This window comes from Cellulosimicrobium sp. PMB13, assembly GCF_051294865.1.
Classification (GTDB): Bacteria; Actinomycetota; Actinomycetes; order Actinomycetales; family Cellulomonadaceae; genus Cellulosimicrobium.
This window is the reverse complement of the sequence record NZ_CP145910.1, coordinates 4,214,902-4,229,708: the sequence shown is the minus strand read 5'-3', so window position 1 is coordinate 4,229,708 and position 14,807 is coordinate 4,214,902. Positions and strand designations below refer to the sequence as shown.

The window sequence follows — 14,807 nt, the reverse complement described above, 5'->3', positions numbered from 1 at the left end:
GAGCACCTCTCGATCGTGGGCAGGCAGACGGACCAACGTTCTACACCGTACGGAAATTCCCGGGGGTGAAGGCGATCTTCACGACGACCGCGGTACCGGCCCGCCGTACCGGCACTCCGACGGCAGGGCTCGCCTCGCGGTCGGTGCCACGTCCCGGGATCGGCGATGATCAGGGGATGAGATACGCAGAGCACATCTCCGAGCTCGTCGGCGGCACCCCGCTCGTCAGGCTGACCCGCGTCACGGAAGGGCTGTCGGCGACGATCCTCGCCAAGGTCGAGTACGTGAACCCCGGCGGCTCCGTGAAGGACCGGATCGCCCTGAAGATGGTCGAGGCCGCCGAGGCGTCGGGAGAGCTGAGGCCGGGCGGCACGATCGTCGAGCCGACGTCCGGCAACACCGGGGTCGGGCTCGCGCTCGTCGCCCAGCGCAAGGGCTATGAGTGCGTCTTCGTGTGCCCCGACAAGGTGAGCCAGGACAAGCGCGACGTCCTGCGCGCGTACGGGGCGCGCGTCGTCGTGACGCCCACGGCCGTGGCGCCGGACCACCCCGACTCCTACTACTCCGTCTCCGACAGGCTGGTGCAGGAGATCCCGGGCGGGTGGAAGCCCAACCAGTACGCCAACCAGAACGGGCCGCTGTCGCACTACGAGTCGACCGGGCCCGAGATCTGGTCGGACACCGACGGCAGGGTCACGCACTTCGTCACCGGTGTCGGCACGGGCGGGACGATCACCGGGACCGGACGGTTCCTCCACGAAGCCTCGGCCGACCGCGCGGAGTCCGACGGCGGGCGGGTGCGCGTCGTCGGCGCGGACCCGGCCGGCTCGGTGTACTCGGGCGGCGACGGACGGCCGTACCTCGTCGAGGGCGTGGGCGAGGACTTCTGGCCCGACGCGTACGACCCCGCGGTGCCCGACGAGGTCATCGCCGTGAGCGACGCCGACTCCTTCGCCATGACCCGACGGCTCGCGCGCGAGGAGGGGCTGCTCGTCGGGGGCTCGTGCGGCATGGCGGTCGAGGCGACGCTGCGGCTCGCGCGCAGGCTCCAGGACGAGGACCCCGAGGCCGCGGCGCGTGCGGTGATCGTCGTGCTGCTGCCCGACAGCGGCCGCGGCTACATGTCGAAGATCTTCAACGACGCGTGGATGCGGTCGTACGGGTTCCTGCCTGCGGAAGAGGGCGTCACGGCGGGCGACGTGCTGCGGGCGAAGGACGGGCGCCTGCCCGACCTCGTGCACACCCACCCCAACGAGACGGTGCGCGACGCGATCGAGATCCTGCGCGAGTACGGCGTCTCGCAGATGCCGGTCGTGGGTGCGGAGCCGCCCGTGAAGATCGGCGAGGTCGCGGGGTCGGTGAGCGAGCGCGAGCTGCTCGACGCCGTCTTCTCGGGGCGTGCGTCGCTCGCCGACCGCGTGGACAAGCACATGGAGCCGCGGTTCCCGCTCATCGGGGCGGGCGAGGGCGTCGAGGCGATCCGCGAGGCCCTGCACGACGCCGACGCGCTGCTCGTCGTCGAGGACGGCGACCCCGCGGGCGTGCTCACGCGCCACGACCTCCTGGGCTTCCTCGCGACCTGACGCACCGTCGACCACGGGGCTGTCCACCCTCGAGCACGGGGTCTGCCACCGGATCCGCAGGGAATCGGTGGCGAACCCCGTGCTCGACGGTTGCCCAGAGGGGTCAGGGACGACCGCGCAGGTGCTCGAGGCCGGTGAGGATCATCGCGACGTGGGTGGTGAAGCTCGCGTCGAGGTCGTCCGGGAGGCGGTAGCCCCCGCCGAGCTCGAGGTGGACGAAGCCGTGCACGCTCGCACGCAGCGAGCGGATCGCGTCGATCGTGCGGTCGGGCGGCAGGTCGAAGCCGCGCAGCACGGCGGCGACGACCTGCACGCTCCGGGCCGCCGCCTCGGCGAGCGGTGCGGCGGAGGGGTCGTCGGGGTCGGGCGCGACCTGTGACGCCGCGTACCGGCCCGGGCGGGCGCGTGCGACGTCGCGGATCGCGTGGGCCAGCGCGACGACGGCGTCGGCACCGGAGAGCCCGACCGTCGCGTCGGTCATCGCCCGGGTGAGGTCCTCGACGCACACGACCGAGACCTCGCGCCGCAGCTCGGCCAGCGACGCGACGTGCTTGTACAGGCTGGGCGTCGCGACGCCGGCCTGCGCCGCGACCTTCGCGAGCGAGAGGTCGGCGAACCCGGTCGTGCCGCCGCCGTCGACGAGGTCGAGCGCGATCCGGACCACCGCGTCGCGCGACAGCCCGGCCCTAGCCACGGTCGCCGCTCCGCGCTTCCCGCGCGCCGGCAGTGCGCTCATCCTCCTGGCCGGCCGCGCGCACGGCCGCCGTGCCGGGCAGCCCGGCGAGGAACGGGAGGACGGCCGCCACGACGTCCTCGGGCGCCTGGAGCTGGGGGTAGTGGCCGACGTCGGGCAGGACGAGCGTCGTCGCCCCCAGGGACTCCTCCGCCCACGCGGCCTCGGCCGCCGGGTCGGTGTAGTCGGGGTCGAGCGCGCCGAAGATCGCGAGCGTGGGCGCCTGGACGCGGGCGACGTGCGGCTCCACGACCGAGTGGTCGAGCTGCAGGGTCAGGTGCCGGAACGAGCGGAGCCGGCCCGGCTCGGAGAGGTTCGCGCGGATCGCGGCCTGGTGCGCGGCGAGCCGTGCGGGACGACGGCCCTTGACGAGCGTCCCGTAGAAGGAGGCCCAGACCGCGGCGCCCCACGGTCGCGCGAACAGCGCGCGGTACAGGAGGCGCATCGCACGCTGCTTCGCGGGCCCAGCCGGCTCGCGCAGGAACCCGTCGAGGAGCACGAGCCCGCGCACCAGGTCCGGCCGCTCCGCGGCGGCGATCACGGCGGCCGAGGCCGCCATCGAGCTGCCCAGGAGGACGGCAGGCCCGGCGTCGAGGTGCTCGACGAGCGCGACGTAGTCCGACGCGGTCGCCTCGTCACCGTGCGTCGCGAAGGTCGTGTCGCTGTCGCCGTGCCCGCGCAGGTCCATGACGACGACGCGATGGCCTGCCGCGACGAGGGCGGGCACGACGTCGTCGTACGTGGCGCGCAGGTCGCCCATGCCGGGGACCGCGACGACGAGCGGGCCGGCGCCCTCGTCGGTGTAGGCGAGCTGTCCGGCGGGTCGCGGCAGGTGGCGGACGACCGGTGATGCGGGGCGCAGTGTCATAGCCTTCAGGCTAATACCGTTAGCCACGGTTGGCAAGGGCCTGTTCCGCCGGCTTCCCGAGCCGCCCCACGACAGCGCCGCGTAAGGTGGACGGGCCGCGTGCACGCGGCACACCCCAGCTCACCGACGAGAGGCATCCTCGTGACCGACCAGCCCGCCGAGCAGACCGCTCTGCCCTCCGCCTCGGGTTCCTTCGGCGACAAGCCGACCCTGACCTTCCCGGAGACCGGAGCGCCCGACGGCCTGCAGGTCGTCGTGCTCTCCGAGGGCGACGGCCCCGCCGTCACCTCCGGGCGCAACATCGTCGTCCACTACCTCGGCCAGACGTGGGGCGGCCAGGTGTTCGACAACTCCTACGACCGCGGTGACACCATCGCGTTCCCGATCGGCGTCGGTGCCGTCATCGGCGGCTGGGACAAGGGCCTCGTCGGGCAGAACGTCGGCTCGCGCGTGCTCCTGTCCATCCCGCCGGAGCACGGCTACGGCCAGCGCGGCGTGCCGCAGGCAGGCATCGGCGGCACGGACACGCTCGTGTTCGTGGTGGACGTCGTCGACGTCCAGTAGGCCTCCGCGAGAGGGCGACGAACCGGGCGAGACGGCGACGTCTGGCGCACTGCGGTGCCGGGCGTCGCTATCTCGCGGTGTTCCGGAGCGACCGCGTGACGGTGAAGCGCCGGTCACGCCCGACCTGGACGGTCGGGCCGACCGCGCGCTCGAGCGCCGGCCGGTGGCGCAGGTGGGAGTTCGCGACGCACCACAGCTCGCCGCCCGGCCGCAGCACGCGGCCCGCCGCCGCGAACATCCGGTGCGCGGCGTCCGTCCGCAGTGCCGCCCCCTCGTGGAACGGCGGGTTGAGCAGCACGACGTCGGCGCTCGCGTCCGCGAGGGAGGCGCCCGCGTCATCCCGGACGACGCGCACGCGGTCGCCCACGCCGTTCGCGTGCGCCGTGAGCGCGGCCGACCGCACCGCCGCGTCCGAGCGGTCGGCCGCGACGACCTGCGCGTCCGGCCAGCGCCGCGCGGCCCAGACCGCAAGGATCCCCGTCCCGCAGCCCAGGTCGACGACGTCCCGCGGCTCGCCCGCTCGGTTGACCGCCGCGCCGCCCGACGTCGCGGACGTCGCGCCGCCCGCCGCAGCGCCGCCCGAGAACGCCTCGTCGAGCTGGGCGAGCAGGAACCGCGTGCCGAGGTCGAGGCTCGCGCCGGCGAACGCCGCGCCGTACGCAGCGACCGCGAGGCCGATGTCGGACAGGTCGACGGTGACGGGGTAGGTGAAGGGGGTCCCGGCGTCGGGCGCCCGAGGGGACCGCGCGACGAGGACGCGGGACTTGCCGCGCGCGAGGCTCGCGCGCACGTCGGCGAAGGACTCGCCGAGCACCGCGTTCATGGCGGGCGTCATGTGCTTGACGCGACCGCCCGCGAGCAGGACGACCCCGGGGTCGGCCTCGCGTGCGACGTGCTCCGCGACCTCGCGCAGGGCGGCGAGCCCGCGGGGGAGTCGCAGCAGGACGACGCGCGCCCCCGCGAGGAGCCCCGGACCCAGCGCGTGCTGCTCGAAGGTGCCGTGCCGCCCGGTCGCCGCCGCGTTCGCCACGAGCGCCGCCTCGGCGGTGCACGCGTCCTGGTGCACGCGCACGACGCCGGCTGCGCGCCCCGGCTCGTCCGCCGTCACCCCTGCGGACGGCCGCCCGACCAGGGCACCGGCGCCGAGCGTGAGCGCCCCGAACCGGTCGTCGACGACGGCGACCTCGCCCGCACCCGCCGCCGCGAGCCACGGGGCCGCCTCGTCGAGCAGGAGTCGGTCCGCGGCGTCCACGGCGACGGGGGAGTCCTCGCGGCGCGGCCCGTCGTCGTCGGTGCGGAGCCGGGCGAGCAGGTCGTCGAGGTCGGAAGGGTCCACGGGCGAGGTCGTCACGACGCCCAGTCTCGCGCACTGCCGACCTACGCAGCGCGGCGCGGCGCGTCCCGCGCTAGCGTGCGTGCAGGTCCTCAGGAGGAGGCGACCCATGGACGTGCCGAGGACGCTCGCCGAGTCTCGCGCTGCTGGCCAGGCGCTGCGTGACCGCGCCCCGCGTCGCAGCCAGGGCACGCTCGTGCTGCCGGAACGTGACCCCGTCGCGATCCTCGAGGAGCAGAACCGCGACCGGCTGCAAGAGCTCGTGCCGCTCCGCATCGGACGCATGCTCGAGTCGCCGTTCGCGTTCTACCGCGGCACGGCCGCGACCATGGCGCACGACCTGCGCGACGGCCCCCGGTCGGGCGTCCACGTCGTCGCGTGCGGCGACGCGCACGTGTCGAACTTCGGCCTGTTCGCGTCCCCCGAGCGGCGGGTCGTGTTCGACCTCAACGACTTCGACGAGGCCTGCGACGCGCCGTGGGAGTGGGACGTCAAGCGGCTCGCCGCGAGCCTGTACGTGGGCGGCCGGGACAAGGGCATGTCCGAGGAGCAGTGCGGCGAGGCCGCGCGGCAGTCGGTGCGGGGCTACCGCGAGGCGCTCTCCGACCTGTTCGCGCGCAGCGCCCTCGAGCGCTTCGCGTTCCAGGTGGACACCGACACGATCGAACCGCTCCTGCTCAAGGAGGGGCGGGAGGAGATGCGTCGCACGGTGCGCAAGGCCCGCCGGCGCACGTCGGAGCAGGTGGTGCAGAAGATCACCGCCCGCACCGCGGACGGCCGTCCGCGGATCGTCGACCAGCCCCCCGTGACGCAGCATGTCGACGTCGCGACCGTCGAGGAGCTGACCACCCTCTTCGAGGCCTATCGCGACCCGCTGCGCGCCGACGTGCGGCTCCTGCTCGGGCAGTTCGAGCTGGTCGACTTCGTGCTGCGCGTGGTGGGCGTCGGCAGCGTCGGCACGCGCTGCTACATCCTCCTGCTCGAGGGACCGTCGGGGGAGCCGCTCATCCTCCAGGTCAAGGAGGCGGCGACCTCCGTCCTGTCCCGGTACGGCGGGATGCCGGACGCGTTGCCGTCCGGTCTCGCCGCCGCCGCCGGGGCCGTGCACTCCCAGGGGCGGCGTGTCGTGGCCGCGCAACGGATCCTCCAGGCGCACTCGGACCCGTTCCTCGGCTGGGTCGCCGTCGAGGCGCCCGAGCGCACCGGGCGGCCACGCATGGACTTCTTCTGGCGGCAGTTCCGCGACATGAAGGGGTCCGTCGAGCTGGACCGTCTCGCCCCGCACCAGCTCACGCGGTACGGCGAGCTGTGCGGTCGCGTCCTCGCGCGCGCCCACAGCCAGTCCCCGGGCGCACGTGTCGCGCTCGGCTACCTGGGCCGCTCCGACGCGTTCGACGACGCCATGGCGCGCTGGTCCCGCGCGTACGCCGACGTCGTCGAGAAGGACTACGCCGCCCTCGAGACCGCGGTCGCGTCCGGCCGGCTGCCCGCCGAGCGCGGCACGTGACGACGCGGCCCCGTGCCTAGGCTGGGCGCCATGACGGACGCCGCCGCCCCGCCCCTGCCTGCCGACGAGCCCGTAGAGCCCTCCATGGTCGTGCCGCGGGGGACGGCGCGCGTGGCGGTCGAGTACTGCACGCAGTGCCGCTGGCTGCTCCGTGCCGCGTGGGTCGCGCAGGAGCTGCTCCAGACCTTCCGGACCCGGCTGGGCGAGGTCGCCCTCGTGCCGGGGACGGACGGCGTGTTCCGGGTCACGCTCGACGCCGGGGACGGCCCGGTCCTGCTCTGGGACCGCAAGGCCGACGGCGGGTTCCCGGAGATCCCCGACCTCAAACGCCGCGTGCGGGACGCCGTGGCCCCGGACCTGTCGCTCGGCCACACGGACCGCGCGGCGGGGAGCGCCTGACGGTCGAGAGGACCGGCGATCGACGCCGCCCGCGTCGACGGGCGGACCTGGCCGACAGGTGTGCCGACCCGGACGCGGTGGTGACCGGGCTCAGGCCTTGCGGGACTGCTGCGCGGCGAGACGCTCCTCCTCGGCGCGCACCTTCTTCAGGATCTCGCGCTCCTGGGCGAGCCACGCCGGAGGGTCCTGGCGCAGCTCGTCGATCTGCTCCGTGGTCAGGGGCTCCGTCAGCCCGCCGCGCGTCAGACCCGAGATGGAGACGCCGAGGCGCCCGGCGACGACGGGCCGAGGGTGCGGGCCGTTGCGGCGCAGGTCGGCGAGCCACTCCGGCGGGTTCTTCTCGAGCTCCTCGAGCTCGGCGCGCGTGGTCTCCCTCGCCCGGAACTCCTCGGGCGTCGCGGGCAGGTACACCCCGAGCTTCTTGGCCGCCGTGGCGGGCTTCATCGACTGCGCGGAGTGCTTCGGGCTCATGCGCCCAGGGTATGTCCTCCGGGCGGGTCGGACCGCCCGGTCGAACCCGCTCCGGTCTCGTCGTCGCCTGGGTGGTCGCCTGGTCGTCGGCAGGTCGCGCGCCCGGTACCAGCTCGGTCCGGTCGCAGGTCGCCGTCGGACCTAGGGTGGTCGGGTGGACGACGACACCGGCGTGACGCCTGCGGACGACAGCGGAGCGCTCCCCGAGGGCGACAGCGAAGCAATTTCCGAGGGTGACGGCGGAGCGGCCCCCGAGGGCGACGACGGTGCGGAACGCGAGCACGACGCCGCCGCGCAGGGCCGCCCCCGCTTCCGGCTCGCGTACGTCCCGGGGGCGACCCCGGCGAAGTGGGTGCGCACGTGGCGCGAGCGGCACCCCGACGTGCCGCTCGACCTCGTCGCGGCCGAGGCGGGCGACGCCGAGCGCGTGCTGCGGGACGGCGAGGCCGACGCCGCGCTCCTGCGTCCGCCGGTCGACAAGGACGTCCTCGCGGCGATCCCGCTCTACGAGGAGACGCCCGTCGTCGTCGTCTCGCGCGACCACCTGCTCGCAGCGCTCGACCCCGACGAGCCGGTCGCGCTCGACGACCTCGCCGACGACGTCCTGCAGCGGCCGCTCGACGACGTCGTCCCGTGGGCGGGCGAGCCGGGGGCCGCGGTCGACGCCCCCTCGCCGCCCGGGGTCGTGGCGGTCGAGCGCCCCGCCACGACGGCCGACGCCGTGGTCCTCGTGGCGGCCGGGGTGGGTGTCCTCGTCGTCCCGCAGTCGCTCGCGCGGCTGCACCACCGCAAGGACGTCGTGCACCGGCGGCTCGACGGCGCGCCATCGGCTCCCGTCGCGCTCGCCTGGCTGGCGGAGCGGGACGACGACCTCGTCGAGGAGATGGTGGGCATCGTCCGCGGCCGGACCGTCAATAGCTCGCGGGGCCGCTCCCCGGTGCCCGACGCCGCGTCGTCGGACCACGCGGCCGGGGACAGCGGGACGCGCGGCGCGTCCCGGGGCGGCGGGAAGACCGGCTCGGGTGCGCGGAGTGGCGGGAAGGCCGGCTCCGGTACGCGGAGCGGCGGGAAGGCCGGCGCGGGGAGCGGCGGAAAGCGTGCCCAGACCAGGGGCGGTGGTCACGGGAAGGGCGGCTCGGGCAAGGGCGCAGGAAAGGGCGGCTCGGGCAAGGGGGGCGGCGGGAAGCGCGGGAGCAGTCGAGGTCGCTGACCTCTGGTCGCGGCGCCGAGCGACGCACTCCCGTCCGAGAGGTGCACGGAGGAGTGCATCGTTCGCGCGGGCGTGCATCACTCGGCAATCCGATCGCATAGGGCTTGACTTATATAAGCAACCGCTTCCATAGTGGAGAGGTGGAAGCGTTCGACGTCCTGGGCGACCCTGTCCGCCGCCGCATCCTCGAGCACCTCGCCGAGGGTGAGCGGTCCGCGGGCGAGGTCGTCGCGCTCGTGGGGCAGGAGTTCGCCATCAGCCAGCCGGCCGTCTCCCAGCACCTGCGGATCCTGCGCACGAGCGGGTTCGCGACAGTACGCGCCGAGGGGACGCGACGCCTCTACGCGCTCGACCCCGAGCCGCTCGGTGAGGTCGAGGACTGGGCCGCCGGGCTCCGGCGGTTCTGGGAGCAGCGGCTCGACGCGCTCGGCACCGAGCTCGCGCGCGGCGCTCGCGCACGGCGGGCCGTCGACGAGAAGCACGACACCGACACCACCGGGAGGACAGGATGAAGGACCTCATCGCCGAGCTGGAGACGGTGCGACGCACCGTCGGGAGCGGGACGCTCCCCGCGGGGGAGGCGCGCGTCGTCAGCCTCACGCGGTCGTACCGGGCCGCCGTCGACGACGTGTGGGACGCCGTGACGAACCCCGAGCGCGTCTCGCGCTGGTTCCTGCCCGTGAGCGGCGACCTGCGCGTCGGGGGCACCTACCAGACGGAGGGCAACGCGGGCGGCGAGATCCGCGTGTGCGACGCCCCGCGTCACCTGCAGCTCACGTGGGTCATGGGGCCGGCGGGCCCGGACGACTCGTCGATCGTGGACGTCCGCCTCGAGCCCGACGGCGACGGGACGCGGCTCACGCTCGAGCACACCGCCGTGACCCCGCCGGAGATGTGGGACCAGTTCGGCCCGGGCGCGGTCGGCGTCGGCTGGGACGGCGCCCTCCTCGGCCTCGCCCTCCATCTCGAGGGTGTCGAGGGCGCGATCGACCCCGAGACCCTCGCGACCGACCCCGCCGTGCGGGCGTTCAACACCGCGAGCAGCGAGTCGTGGGGCGCCGCCCTGGCCGCGGCGGACGGCCTGGACGAGAAGACCGTCGCGGCGCGCGTCGCGGCGACGACCGCGTTCTACGTGCCGCCGCTCGACCCGCAGGAGTAGCACCGCGACGGTCCGCCCTCGGTCGTGCGGCGACACGTCCGACGTCCGACCGAGGGCTGATGTTCATCTCCTGTTCACCTGTCTACCCTCGACCGGTGATCCCGCCCGACTCGTCCCGTCCCGCGTCCGTCCTCGACCGTGTCCTGCACCCGGACGACACACCGCCCGACGCCGGCGCCCCCGGCCCGCAGCACGTCGCCCCCCGGGCCCTGGCGTGGCTGGGTGGTGCGGCGCTCGTCGTGGTGGTGGCACTCCTGCTGCGCGGCCCGAGCGAGGCCCTGTACGTCGCGCTGACCGCCCGGACGGGCGACCTGCCGTGGACGGGCCTCGTCGCGGAGGGCGGCGTGCTCGTGCTCCTCGCGCTGTGCGGCGTCGTGCTCCTGCGCTCGCGGCACGACGGTCACGCCGCCGTGGCGACGACGCTCACGGCAGGCGTGGGCGCCGTCCTCGCCTACGGGGCGAGCGAGCTCGTGAAGTCCGTGGTGCGGCAGCCGCGCGGGTGCTGGGAGCTCGTCGAGGTCGCGCACTGCCCGGCGCCGGGGGACTGGTCGTTCCCCAGCAACCACACGGCGATCGCGTTCGCGCTCGCCGCGGCGGTCGTCGTCGCGGGGGCACCGGCCGTGCGCTCCCTCGGCGGGCGGACGCCACGCCACGCGGTCGTCGCGCGACCGGTCGACGTCGTGGTGTGGGTCGTGCTGCCGGTCGTCCTCGCGGTGTCCGTGGGCGTGGCGCGCGTCGCCCAGGGCGCGCACTTCCCGCACGACGTCGTCGCGGGCGCCGCGGTCGGCGTGGCCGTCGTGGTCGCGACGACGCTCGTGCTGGGAGGCCCGGCGACGGCCGCCGTGCACGCGGCGTGCCGGGTCAGCGGCGTCCGGCGCCTGCTCGTCGCGCGCCCCTGGTGAGCACCGGCCGCCGAGCGCGGGTCCTCAGCGGGGCGCGGTGACGAACACGTCGAACAGCTCGGGGTGGTGGGCGTGCACGAGCACGGCGAACACCACGAGGTCGAACAGGAGGTGCACGGCGACGACGTACGTGAACGACTTGCTCCAGGAGAAGATCCAGCCCTGCACGAGCGCGAAGGGGATGGTCAGGAGCGGGCCCCACTCGCGGTAGCCGAGCTCCCAGAGGAACGAGACGAACACCGCCGCCTGGAGCAGGTTCGCCGTCCACAGCCCGAAGTGCTTGCGCAGGAGGGCGAAGACGACGCAGATGAAGAACAGCTCGTCCCAGATCCCGACGGCGTTCACGCCGACGAACAACCGCGCGATCTCGGCCCCGCCCGTCACCTCCGGCCAGTTCCGGTAGGCCCCCGAGCCGATGAAGTAGAACGGCAGGATGAGGTAGCCGGCCACGACGACCACCGCGAGGTACACGATCTGGCCGCGCGACCAGCGGCGCCCGGTCGCGACCGGGAAGGTGATCGTCCGGTCGTGGAACGCGAACCGCGACAGCGCCCACGGCACGAGCACGGCCAGCGACAGCGCGACGGTGAACCGCGCCATGCCCGCGTCCGACAGGTCCGCCTCGAGCGAGATCGCCGAGATGATCGCCAGACCCACGCCGATCAGCGCGAGGTCGCGCCCGAGCACGCGGTCGACCGCCCAGCCCAGCGCGACGCCCAGCACGAGCGGGACGTAGCCGAGCGGGCGCACGTGGACCGCGAAGAGCAGCACCGCGGACAGCGACACGAGCGCGGCGGCGAGCAGCCGCGCGGGTGAGCCGACGGCCCAGGGCGGCAGGGCGGCGTCGGGCACGGCAGCGCTGCTGGTGGACGGGCCGGGGCCGGGGGAGGACGTCACGTGCACACGGTGCCATGATGCGACGTGTGGAGCGACGCCCGGTCCGGCGCGGCGAGCTCGACGCGGTGCGCGCCCTCGTCGTGGTGGGCCTGGTGCTCTTCCACGCGGCGCTCGTGTTCGACGCCTCCGACGACTTCTACGTGAAGAACGACGACACGACGAGCGTGACGACGTACCTGGCCGCGCCCGTCGTCGTGTGGGCGATGCCGCTGCTCTTCGCCGTCGCGGGGGCCGGTGCGTGGTACTCGCTGCGCAGCCGCACCCCGGGAGCGTTCGCGCGCGAGCGCCTCCTGCGCCTCGGCGTGCCGCTGCTCGTGGCGCTCGTCCTGCTGGTCCCCGTGCCGCAGTGGCTGCGGCTGCGCGCGGACCCGGACGCGGACCCGGTGCTCGCCGAGAGCTACCTCGCCTACTGGCCGCACTTCTTCGCCGTGCGGTTCGAGCCCGGCGACGTCCCGTTCCTCCTCGACGGCGAGCACTTCGAGACGGGACACCTGTGGTTCGTCGTCCTGCTGCTCACGTGGTCGTTCACGCTCGCGGCCGTCGTGCGCCTCGTGCCCGACGACGTCGCGCGCCGCACGCGCGAACGGCTCGCCCGGGCGTCGCGACGCCGGGGCGCGGTGCTCGTCCCGGGCGTGCTCGTCGCCGCGGTGTGTGCGGTGCACGAGCTCGAGGAGGGGTTCGCCGCGTGGAGCCGCTGGGCGTACCTCGTCTTCTTCCTCGCCGGGTTCGCGATCTCGTCGGACGAGCGCTTCCGCGCCGCCGTGCGCCGCGACGCGGGGCTCGCCGGGCTGGTCGGCCTCGGCGTCTTCGCTCTGGGGATGGCGCTGTTCCTCGGACCTGCGGACGAGATCGCGGCGTTCACCGCGCCGGGCCGGCCGGCCGTCCTCTTCCGCGCGCTCTACGGTCTCGCGGGGTGGTGCTGGGTCCTCGCGATCCTCGGCCTGCTCGACCGGTGGGGGACACGCCGGCGCCTCGCTCGGGGCCTGGAGCAGCCGGAGAAGCTGGGACCCGCGGCACCGGCGGCACCTACGGCGCCGATGGCACCGGTGGGCGAGGGCGACCCGGCCGCGGGGGCCGGCTGGCGGCGTCGGGCCGGGGCGTACCTCGGCGCGGCCGTCCTCCCGCTCTACGTGCTCCACCAGCCGATCGTCGTCGCCGTCGCGTATCCCGTGGTCGGGTGGCAGGCACCCGCGGTCGTGAAGCTCGGCGTGATCGTCGCGGTGTCCCTCGGCCTGCTGCTGGTCGTGTACGACCTGGCCGTGCGCCGCACGCGCGTCACGCGCGTGCTCTTCGGCATGCGGGCCTGAGCGGTCCGGTCGCGGAGCAGCGGCGGATCGACCGTGCTGCCTCGAACGGCTCGGCTCAGAGCTCCTCGTAGGCCGCCGGGTCCTGGCCGTTGGTGCGCCCGTCGACGCGCGCGAGACCCGTGAGCGCGTTCATCTCGTGCGTCGACAGCTCGAAGGAGAAGACGTCGAGGTTCTCGCGCTGCCGCTCGGGCGACGACGCCTTGGGGATCGGCACGACGCCCAGCTGCACGTGCCAGCGCAGGACCGCCTGCACCGGAGAGACCCCGTGGGCCGCGGCGACGGCGAGGACGACCGGGTCGGTGAGGAGCTCGCCCGCCCGGGCGAGCGGGCTCCACGCCTGTGTGACGACGCCGCGCTCCGCGTCCGCGTGGCGCTGGTTCGCCTGCGGGAAGTAGGGGTGCAGCTCCACCTGGTTCACGACGGGTGTCACGCCCGTCGCCGCGATGACCGTGTCCAGGTGGTCGGGCAGGAAGTTGGACACCCCGACGTGACGGACCAGCCCGCGCTCGCGGCACGCGACGAGTGCCTCGTAGGCCTCGACGTAGCGCCCGGACCGCGGGTTCGGCCAGTGGACCAGGTAGAGGTCGAGCTGGTCCAGACCCGTGCGGAACAGCGACTCCTCGACGGCACGGACGGCGTCGTCGTAGGCGTGGTACCGCCCGGGCAGCTTCGACGTCACGAGCACCTCGTCGCGCGGCACCGACGACTGCCGCACGGCGGCGCCTACCGCACCCTCGTTCTCGTAGCTGAACGCCGAGTCGATCAGCCGGTATCCCGCCTCGATCGCCCGCACCACCGTCTCCGCGCCGCCCGCCCCCCGCAGCGAGTACGTGCCGAAGCCGATCGCGGGGATCGTGGTGCCGTCCTGGGACGTGAGTGGGGGGAGGGAGGTCATGCCCTCCATCTAGTCACGGCTCCGGACAGCCGGCATCCGCTCGGCAGGTCTCAACCGCGCGCCGCCGTCGTGGGCGCTGACCGGCCCTGCGCACGACGGTCACGCTGTCGAGAAGTGAGAAACCGCTCCGGATCCGTACGGATCCGGAGCGGCTTCTCAGGTCTGGGTGACCGCGCGGCATCGACTACGCGGCGTCGGGGAACGGGACCCCGGTGGTCGCGTGGCAGCGGTAGCCGTTCGGGTTCTTATCGAGGTACTGCTGGTGGTAGTCCTCGGCGTAGTAGAACGGGCCCGCCTCGGACGCGGGGCGCATCTCGGTCGTGATCGGGTCGTAGCCCTTCGCCTCGAGGACCTTCCCGTAGCGCTCGGCCGTCCCGCGAACCGCGGCCTCCTGCTCGGGCGTCGTCCAGTACACGGCCGACCGGTACTGGGTGCCGACGTCGTTGCCCTGGCGGTAGCCCTGCGTCGGGTCGTGGCGCTCCCAGAAGATCTTGAGGAGCTCCTCCTCGGAGACCTTCGCCGGGTCGTACGCCACGAGCGCCGTCTCGGTGTGGCCCGTGCGGGCGCTGCACGCCTCCTCGTAGGTGGGGTTCGGCGTCGTGCCGCCCATGTACCCGACGGCGGTGCTCACCACGCCCGGCACCTGCCAGTAGATCTCCTCGGCACCCCAGAAGCAGCCCATCGCGAGGTAGAGCACGCGTGTGCCCTCGGGCCAGGGGCCGGTGATCGACGTCCCGAGCACGGTGTGCGGGCGCGGCGTCTGCAGGACGGGGGACTGACGCCCGGGGAGCGTCTCCTCCGGGGCGACCATCGTCGTCTTGCCGGACGAGCCGAAGATCGCGTCGAAGATCGAGTTCATCGCTTACCTCCTGAAAAGACCGGGACGACCGGGGCGCTGGCCCACGACGCATCGTCCTGGCACGGGGTAGAACGCGGCGCGGCCGGAGAGTGTTCCGGCCCCGGCGGCGCGCCCTGAGCA

At 74.3% G+C, this 14,807-nt stretch carries 16 protein-coding genes; 9 read left to right on the top strand and 7 right to left on the bottom strand.

Features of this window, described 5'->3' with window-relative positions:
* Nucleotides 1-176: 176 nt before the first annotated feature.
* The gene (locus tag V5D56_RS18840) at nt 177-1,583 is read left to right on the top strand and encodes a cystathionine beta-synthase (RefSeq protein WP_435736793.1); all 1,407 of its coding nucleotides are present in this window, start codon (nt 177-179) and stop codon (nt 1,581-1,583) included.
* Nucleotides 1,584-1,686: 103 nt separating this feature from the next.
* On the opposite strand, the gene V5D56_RS18835 is transcribed toward V5D56_RS18840, so the two are convergent.
* Both V5D56_RS18835 and V5D56_RS18830 read right to left on the bottom strand, forming a co-directional pair.
* Nucleotides 1,687-2,277, bottom strand: coding sequence for a TetR/AcrR family transcriptional regulator (locus V5D56_RS18835; RefSeq protein ID WP_435736792.1), 591 nt, complete (start codon nt 2,275-2,277; stop codon nt 1,687-1,689).
* On the bottom strand, nt 2,270-3,184 hold the full coding sequence (locus V5D56_RS18830; RefSeq protein WP_435736791.1) for an alpha/beta fold hydrolase: 915 nt from the start codon (nt 3,182-3,184) through the stop codon (nt 2,270-2,272). Before V5D56_RS18830 ends, V5D56_RS18835 begins: the two co-directional genes overlap by 8 nt.
* A gap of 141 nt (nt 3,185-3,325) precedes the next feature.
* Here V5D56_RS18830 and V5D56_RS18825 point away from each other — a divergent pair, with 141 nt between their 5' ends.
* Complete coding sequence (locus tag V5D56_RS18825) at nt 3,326-3,748, top strand: FKBP-type peptidyl-prolyl cis-trans isomerase (RefSeq protein WP_435736790.1); 423 nt, start codon at nt 3,326-3,328, stop codon at nt 3,746-3,748.
* 67 nt (nt 3,749-3,815) lie between these two features.
* On the opposite strand, the gene V5D56_RS18820 is transcribed toward V5D56_RS18825, so the two are convergent.
* Nucleotides 3,816-5,099: a class I SAM-dependent methyltransferase gene (locus tag V5D56_RS18820; protein WP_435736789.1), complete on the bottom strand. Its 1,284-nt coding sequence runs from the start codon at nt 5,097-5,099 to the stop codon at nt 3,816-3,818.
* Nucleotides 5,100-5,190: 91 nt separating this feature from the next.
* Here V5D56_RS18820 and V5D56_RS18815 point away from each other — a divergent pair, with 91 nt between their 5' ends.
* Together V5D56_RS18815 and V5D56_RS18810 are read left to right on the top strand one after the other, a co-directional pair.
* Nucleotides 5,191-6,588, top strand: a complete 1,398-nt coding sequence (locus V5D56_RS18815) for a DUF2252 domain-containing protein (protein ID WP_435736788.1) — start codon at nt 5,191-5,193, stop codon at nt 6,586-6,588.
* 30 nt (nt 6,589-6,618) lie between these two features.
* Complete coding sequence (locus tag V5D56_RS18810; protein ID WP_435736787.1) at nt 6,619-6,987, top strand: SelT/SelW/SelH family protein; 369 nt, start codon at nt 6,619-6,621, stop codon at nt 6,985-6,987.
* A gap of 90 nt (nt 6,988-7,077) precedes the next feature.
* On the opposite strand, the gene V5D56_RS18805 is transcribed toward V5D56_RS18810, so the two are convergent.
* Nucleotides 7,078-7,458: a DUF5997 family protein gene (locus tag V5D56_RS18805; protein WP_435736786.1), complete on the bottom strand. Its 381-nt coding sequence runs from the start codon at nt 7,456-7,458 to the stop codon at nt 7,078-7,080.
* A gap of 154 nt (nt 7,459-7,612) precedes the next feature.
* Here V5D56_RS18805 and V5D56_RS18800 point away from each other — a divergent pair, with 154 nt between their 5' ends.
* The 4 genes from V5D56_RS18800 (at nt 7,613) to V5D56_RS18785 (ending at nt 10,729) form a co-directional block, all read left to right on the top strand.
* The gene (locus tag V5D56_RS18800) at nt 7,613-8,668 is read left to right on the top strand and encodes a LysR substrate-binding domain-containing protein (RefSeq protein ID WP_435736785.1); all 1,056 of its coding nucleotides are present in this window, start codon (nt 7,613-7,615) and stop codon (nt 8,666-8,668) included.
* Between the two features lie 140 nt (nt 8,669-8,808).
* A complete protein-coding gene (locus V5D56_RS18795) occupies nt 8,809-9,180 on the top strand; it encodes an ArsR/SmtB family transcription factor (protein WP_435736784.1) in 372 nt (123 codons plus the stop codon).
* Nucleotides 9,177-9,827: an SRPBCC family protein gene (locus tag V5D56_RS18790; protein WP_435736783.1), complete on the top strand. Its 651-nt coding sequence runs from the start codon at nt 9,177-9,179 to the stop codon at nt 9,825-9,827. The genes V5D56_RS18795 and V5D56_RS18790 overlap by 4 nt, the downstream gene beginning before the upstream one ends.
* A 95-nt stretch (nt 9,828-9,922) precedes the next feature.
* Nucleotides 9,923-10,729 (top strand): phosphatase PAP2 family protein, encoded by an 807-nt coding sequence (locus tag V5D56_RS18785; protein ID WP_435736782.1) that lies wholly within the window; start codon nt 9,923-9,925, stop codon nt 10,727-10,729.
* A gap of 24 nt (nt 10,730-10,753) precedes the next feature.
* Here V5D56_RS18785 and V5D56_RS18780 read toward each other — a convergent pair whose 3' ends face one another.
* Nucleotides 10,754-11,581, bottom strand: coding sequence for a CPBP family glutamic-type intramembrane protease (locus V5D56_RS18780; RefSeq protein ID WP_435739080.1), 828 nt, complete (start codon nt 11,579-11,581; stop codon nt 10,754-10,756).
* A 62-nt stretch (nt 11,582-11,643) separates the two neighbouring features.
* On the opposite strand from V5D56_RS18780, the gene V5D56_RS18775 reads away from it, so the two are divergent.
* Complete coding sequence (locus tag V5D56_RS18775) at nt 11,644-12,933, top strand: acyltransferase family protein (RefSeq protein ID WP_435736781.1); 1,290 nt, start codon at nt 11,644-11,646, stop codon at nt 12,931-12,933.
* 55 nt (nt 12,934-12,988) lie between these two features.
* Here V5D56_RS18775 and V5D56_RS18770 read toward each other — a convergent pair whose 3' ends face one another.
* Together V5D56_RS18770 and msrA are read right to left on the bottom strand one after the other, a co-directional pair.
* Nucleotides 12,989-13,828 carry an aldo/keto reductase gene (locus tag V5D56_RS18770; protein ID WP_435736780.1) on the bottom strand — a complete coding sequence of 280 codons (840 nt, stop codon included), beginning with the start codon at nt 13,826-13,828 and terminating at the stop codon, nt 12,989-12,991.
* Between the two features lie 184 nt (nt 13,829-14,012).
* The gene (gene msrA / locus V5D56_RS18765) at nt 14,013-14,687 is read right to left on the bottom strand and encodes a peptide-methionine (S)-S-oxide reductase MsrA (protein ID WP_435736779.1); all 675 of its coding nucleotides are present in this window, start codon (nt 14,685-14,687) and stop codon (nt 14,013-14,015) included.
* Nucleotides 14,688-14,807: the final 120 nt, after the last annotated feature.

What these genes read in the sequence shown, in the direction of transcription:
- V5D56_RS18840 (WP_435736793.1), top strand. Translation starts at nt 177, where the DNA reads ATGAGATACGCAGAGCACATCTCCGAGCTCGTCGGCGGCACCCCGCTC.
- V5D56_RS18830 (WP_435736791.1), bottom strand. Translation starts at nt 3,184, where the DNA reads ATGACACTGCGCCCCGCATCACCGGTCGTCCGCCACCTGCCGCGACCC.
- V5D56_RS18815 (WP_435736788.1), top strand. Translation starts at nt 5,191, where the DNA reads ATGGACGTGCCGAGGACGCTCGCCGAGTCTCGCGCTGCTGGCCAGGCG.
- V5D56_RS18810 (WP_435736787.1), top strand. Translation starts at nt 6,619, where the DNA reads ATGACGGACGCCGCCGCCCCGCCCCTGCCTGCCGACGAGCCCGTAGAG.
- V5D56_RS18805 (WP_435736786.1), bottom strand. Translation starts at nt 7,458, where the DNA reads ATGAGCCCGAAGCACTCCGCGCAGTCGATGAAGCCCGCCACGGCGGCC.
- V5D56_RS18790 (WP_435736783.1), top strand. Translation starts at nt 9,177, where the DNA reads ATGAAGGACCTCATCGCCGAGCTGGAGACGGTGCGACGCACCGTCGGG.
- V5D56_RS18775 (WP_435736781.1), top strand. Translation starts at nt 11,644, where the DNA reads ATGCGACGTGTGGAGCGACGCCCGGTCCGGCGCGGCGAGCTCGACGCG.
- V5D56_RS18770 (WP_435736780.1), bottom strand. Translation starts at nt 13,828, where the DNA reads ATGACCTCCCTCCCCCCACTCACGTCCCAGGACGGCACCACGATCCCC.
- msrA (WP_435736779.1), bottom strand. Translation starts at nt 14,687, where the DNA reads ATGAACTCGATCTTCGACGCGATCTTCGGCTCGTCCGGCAAGACGACG.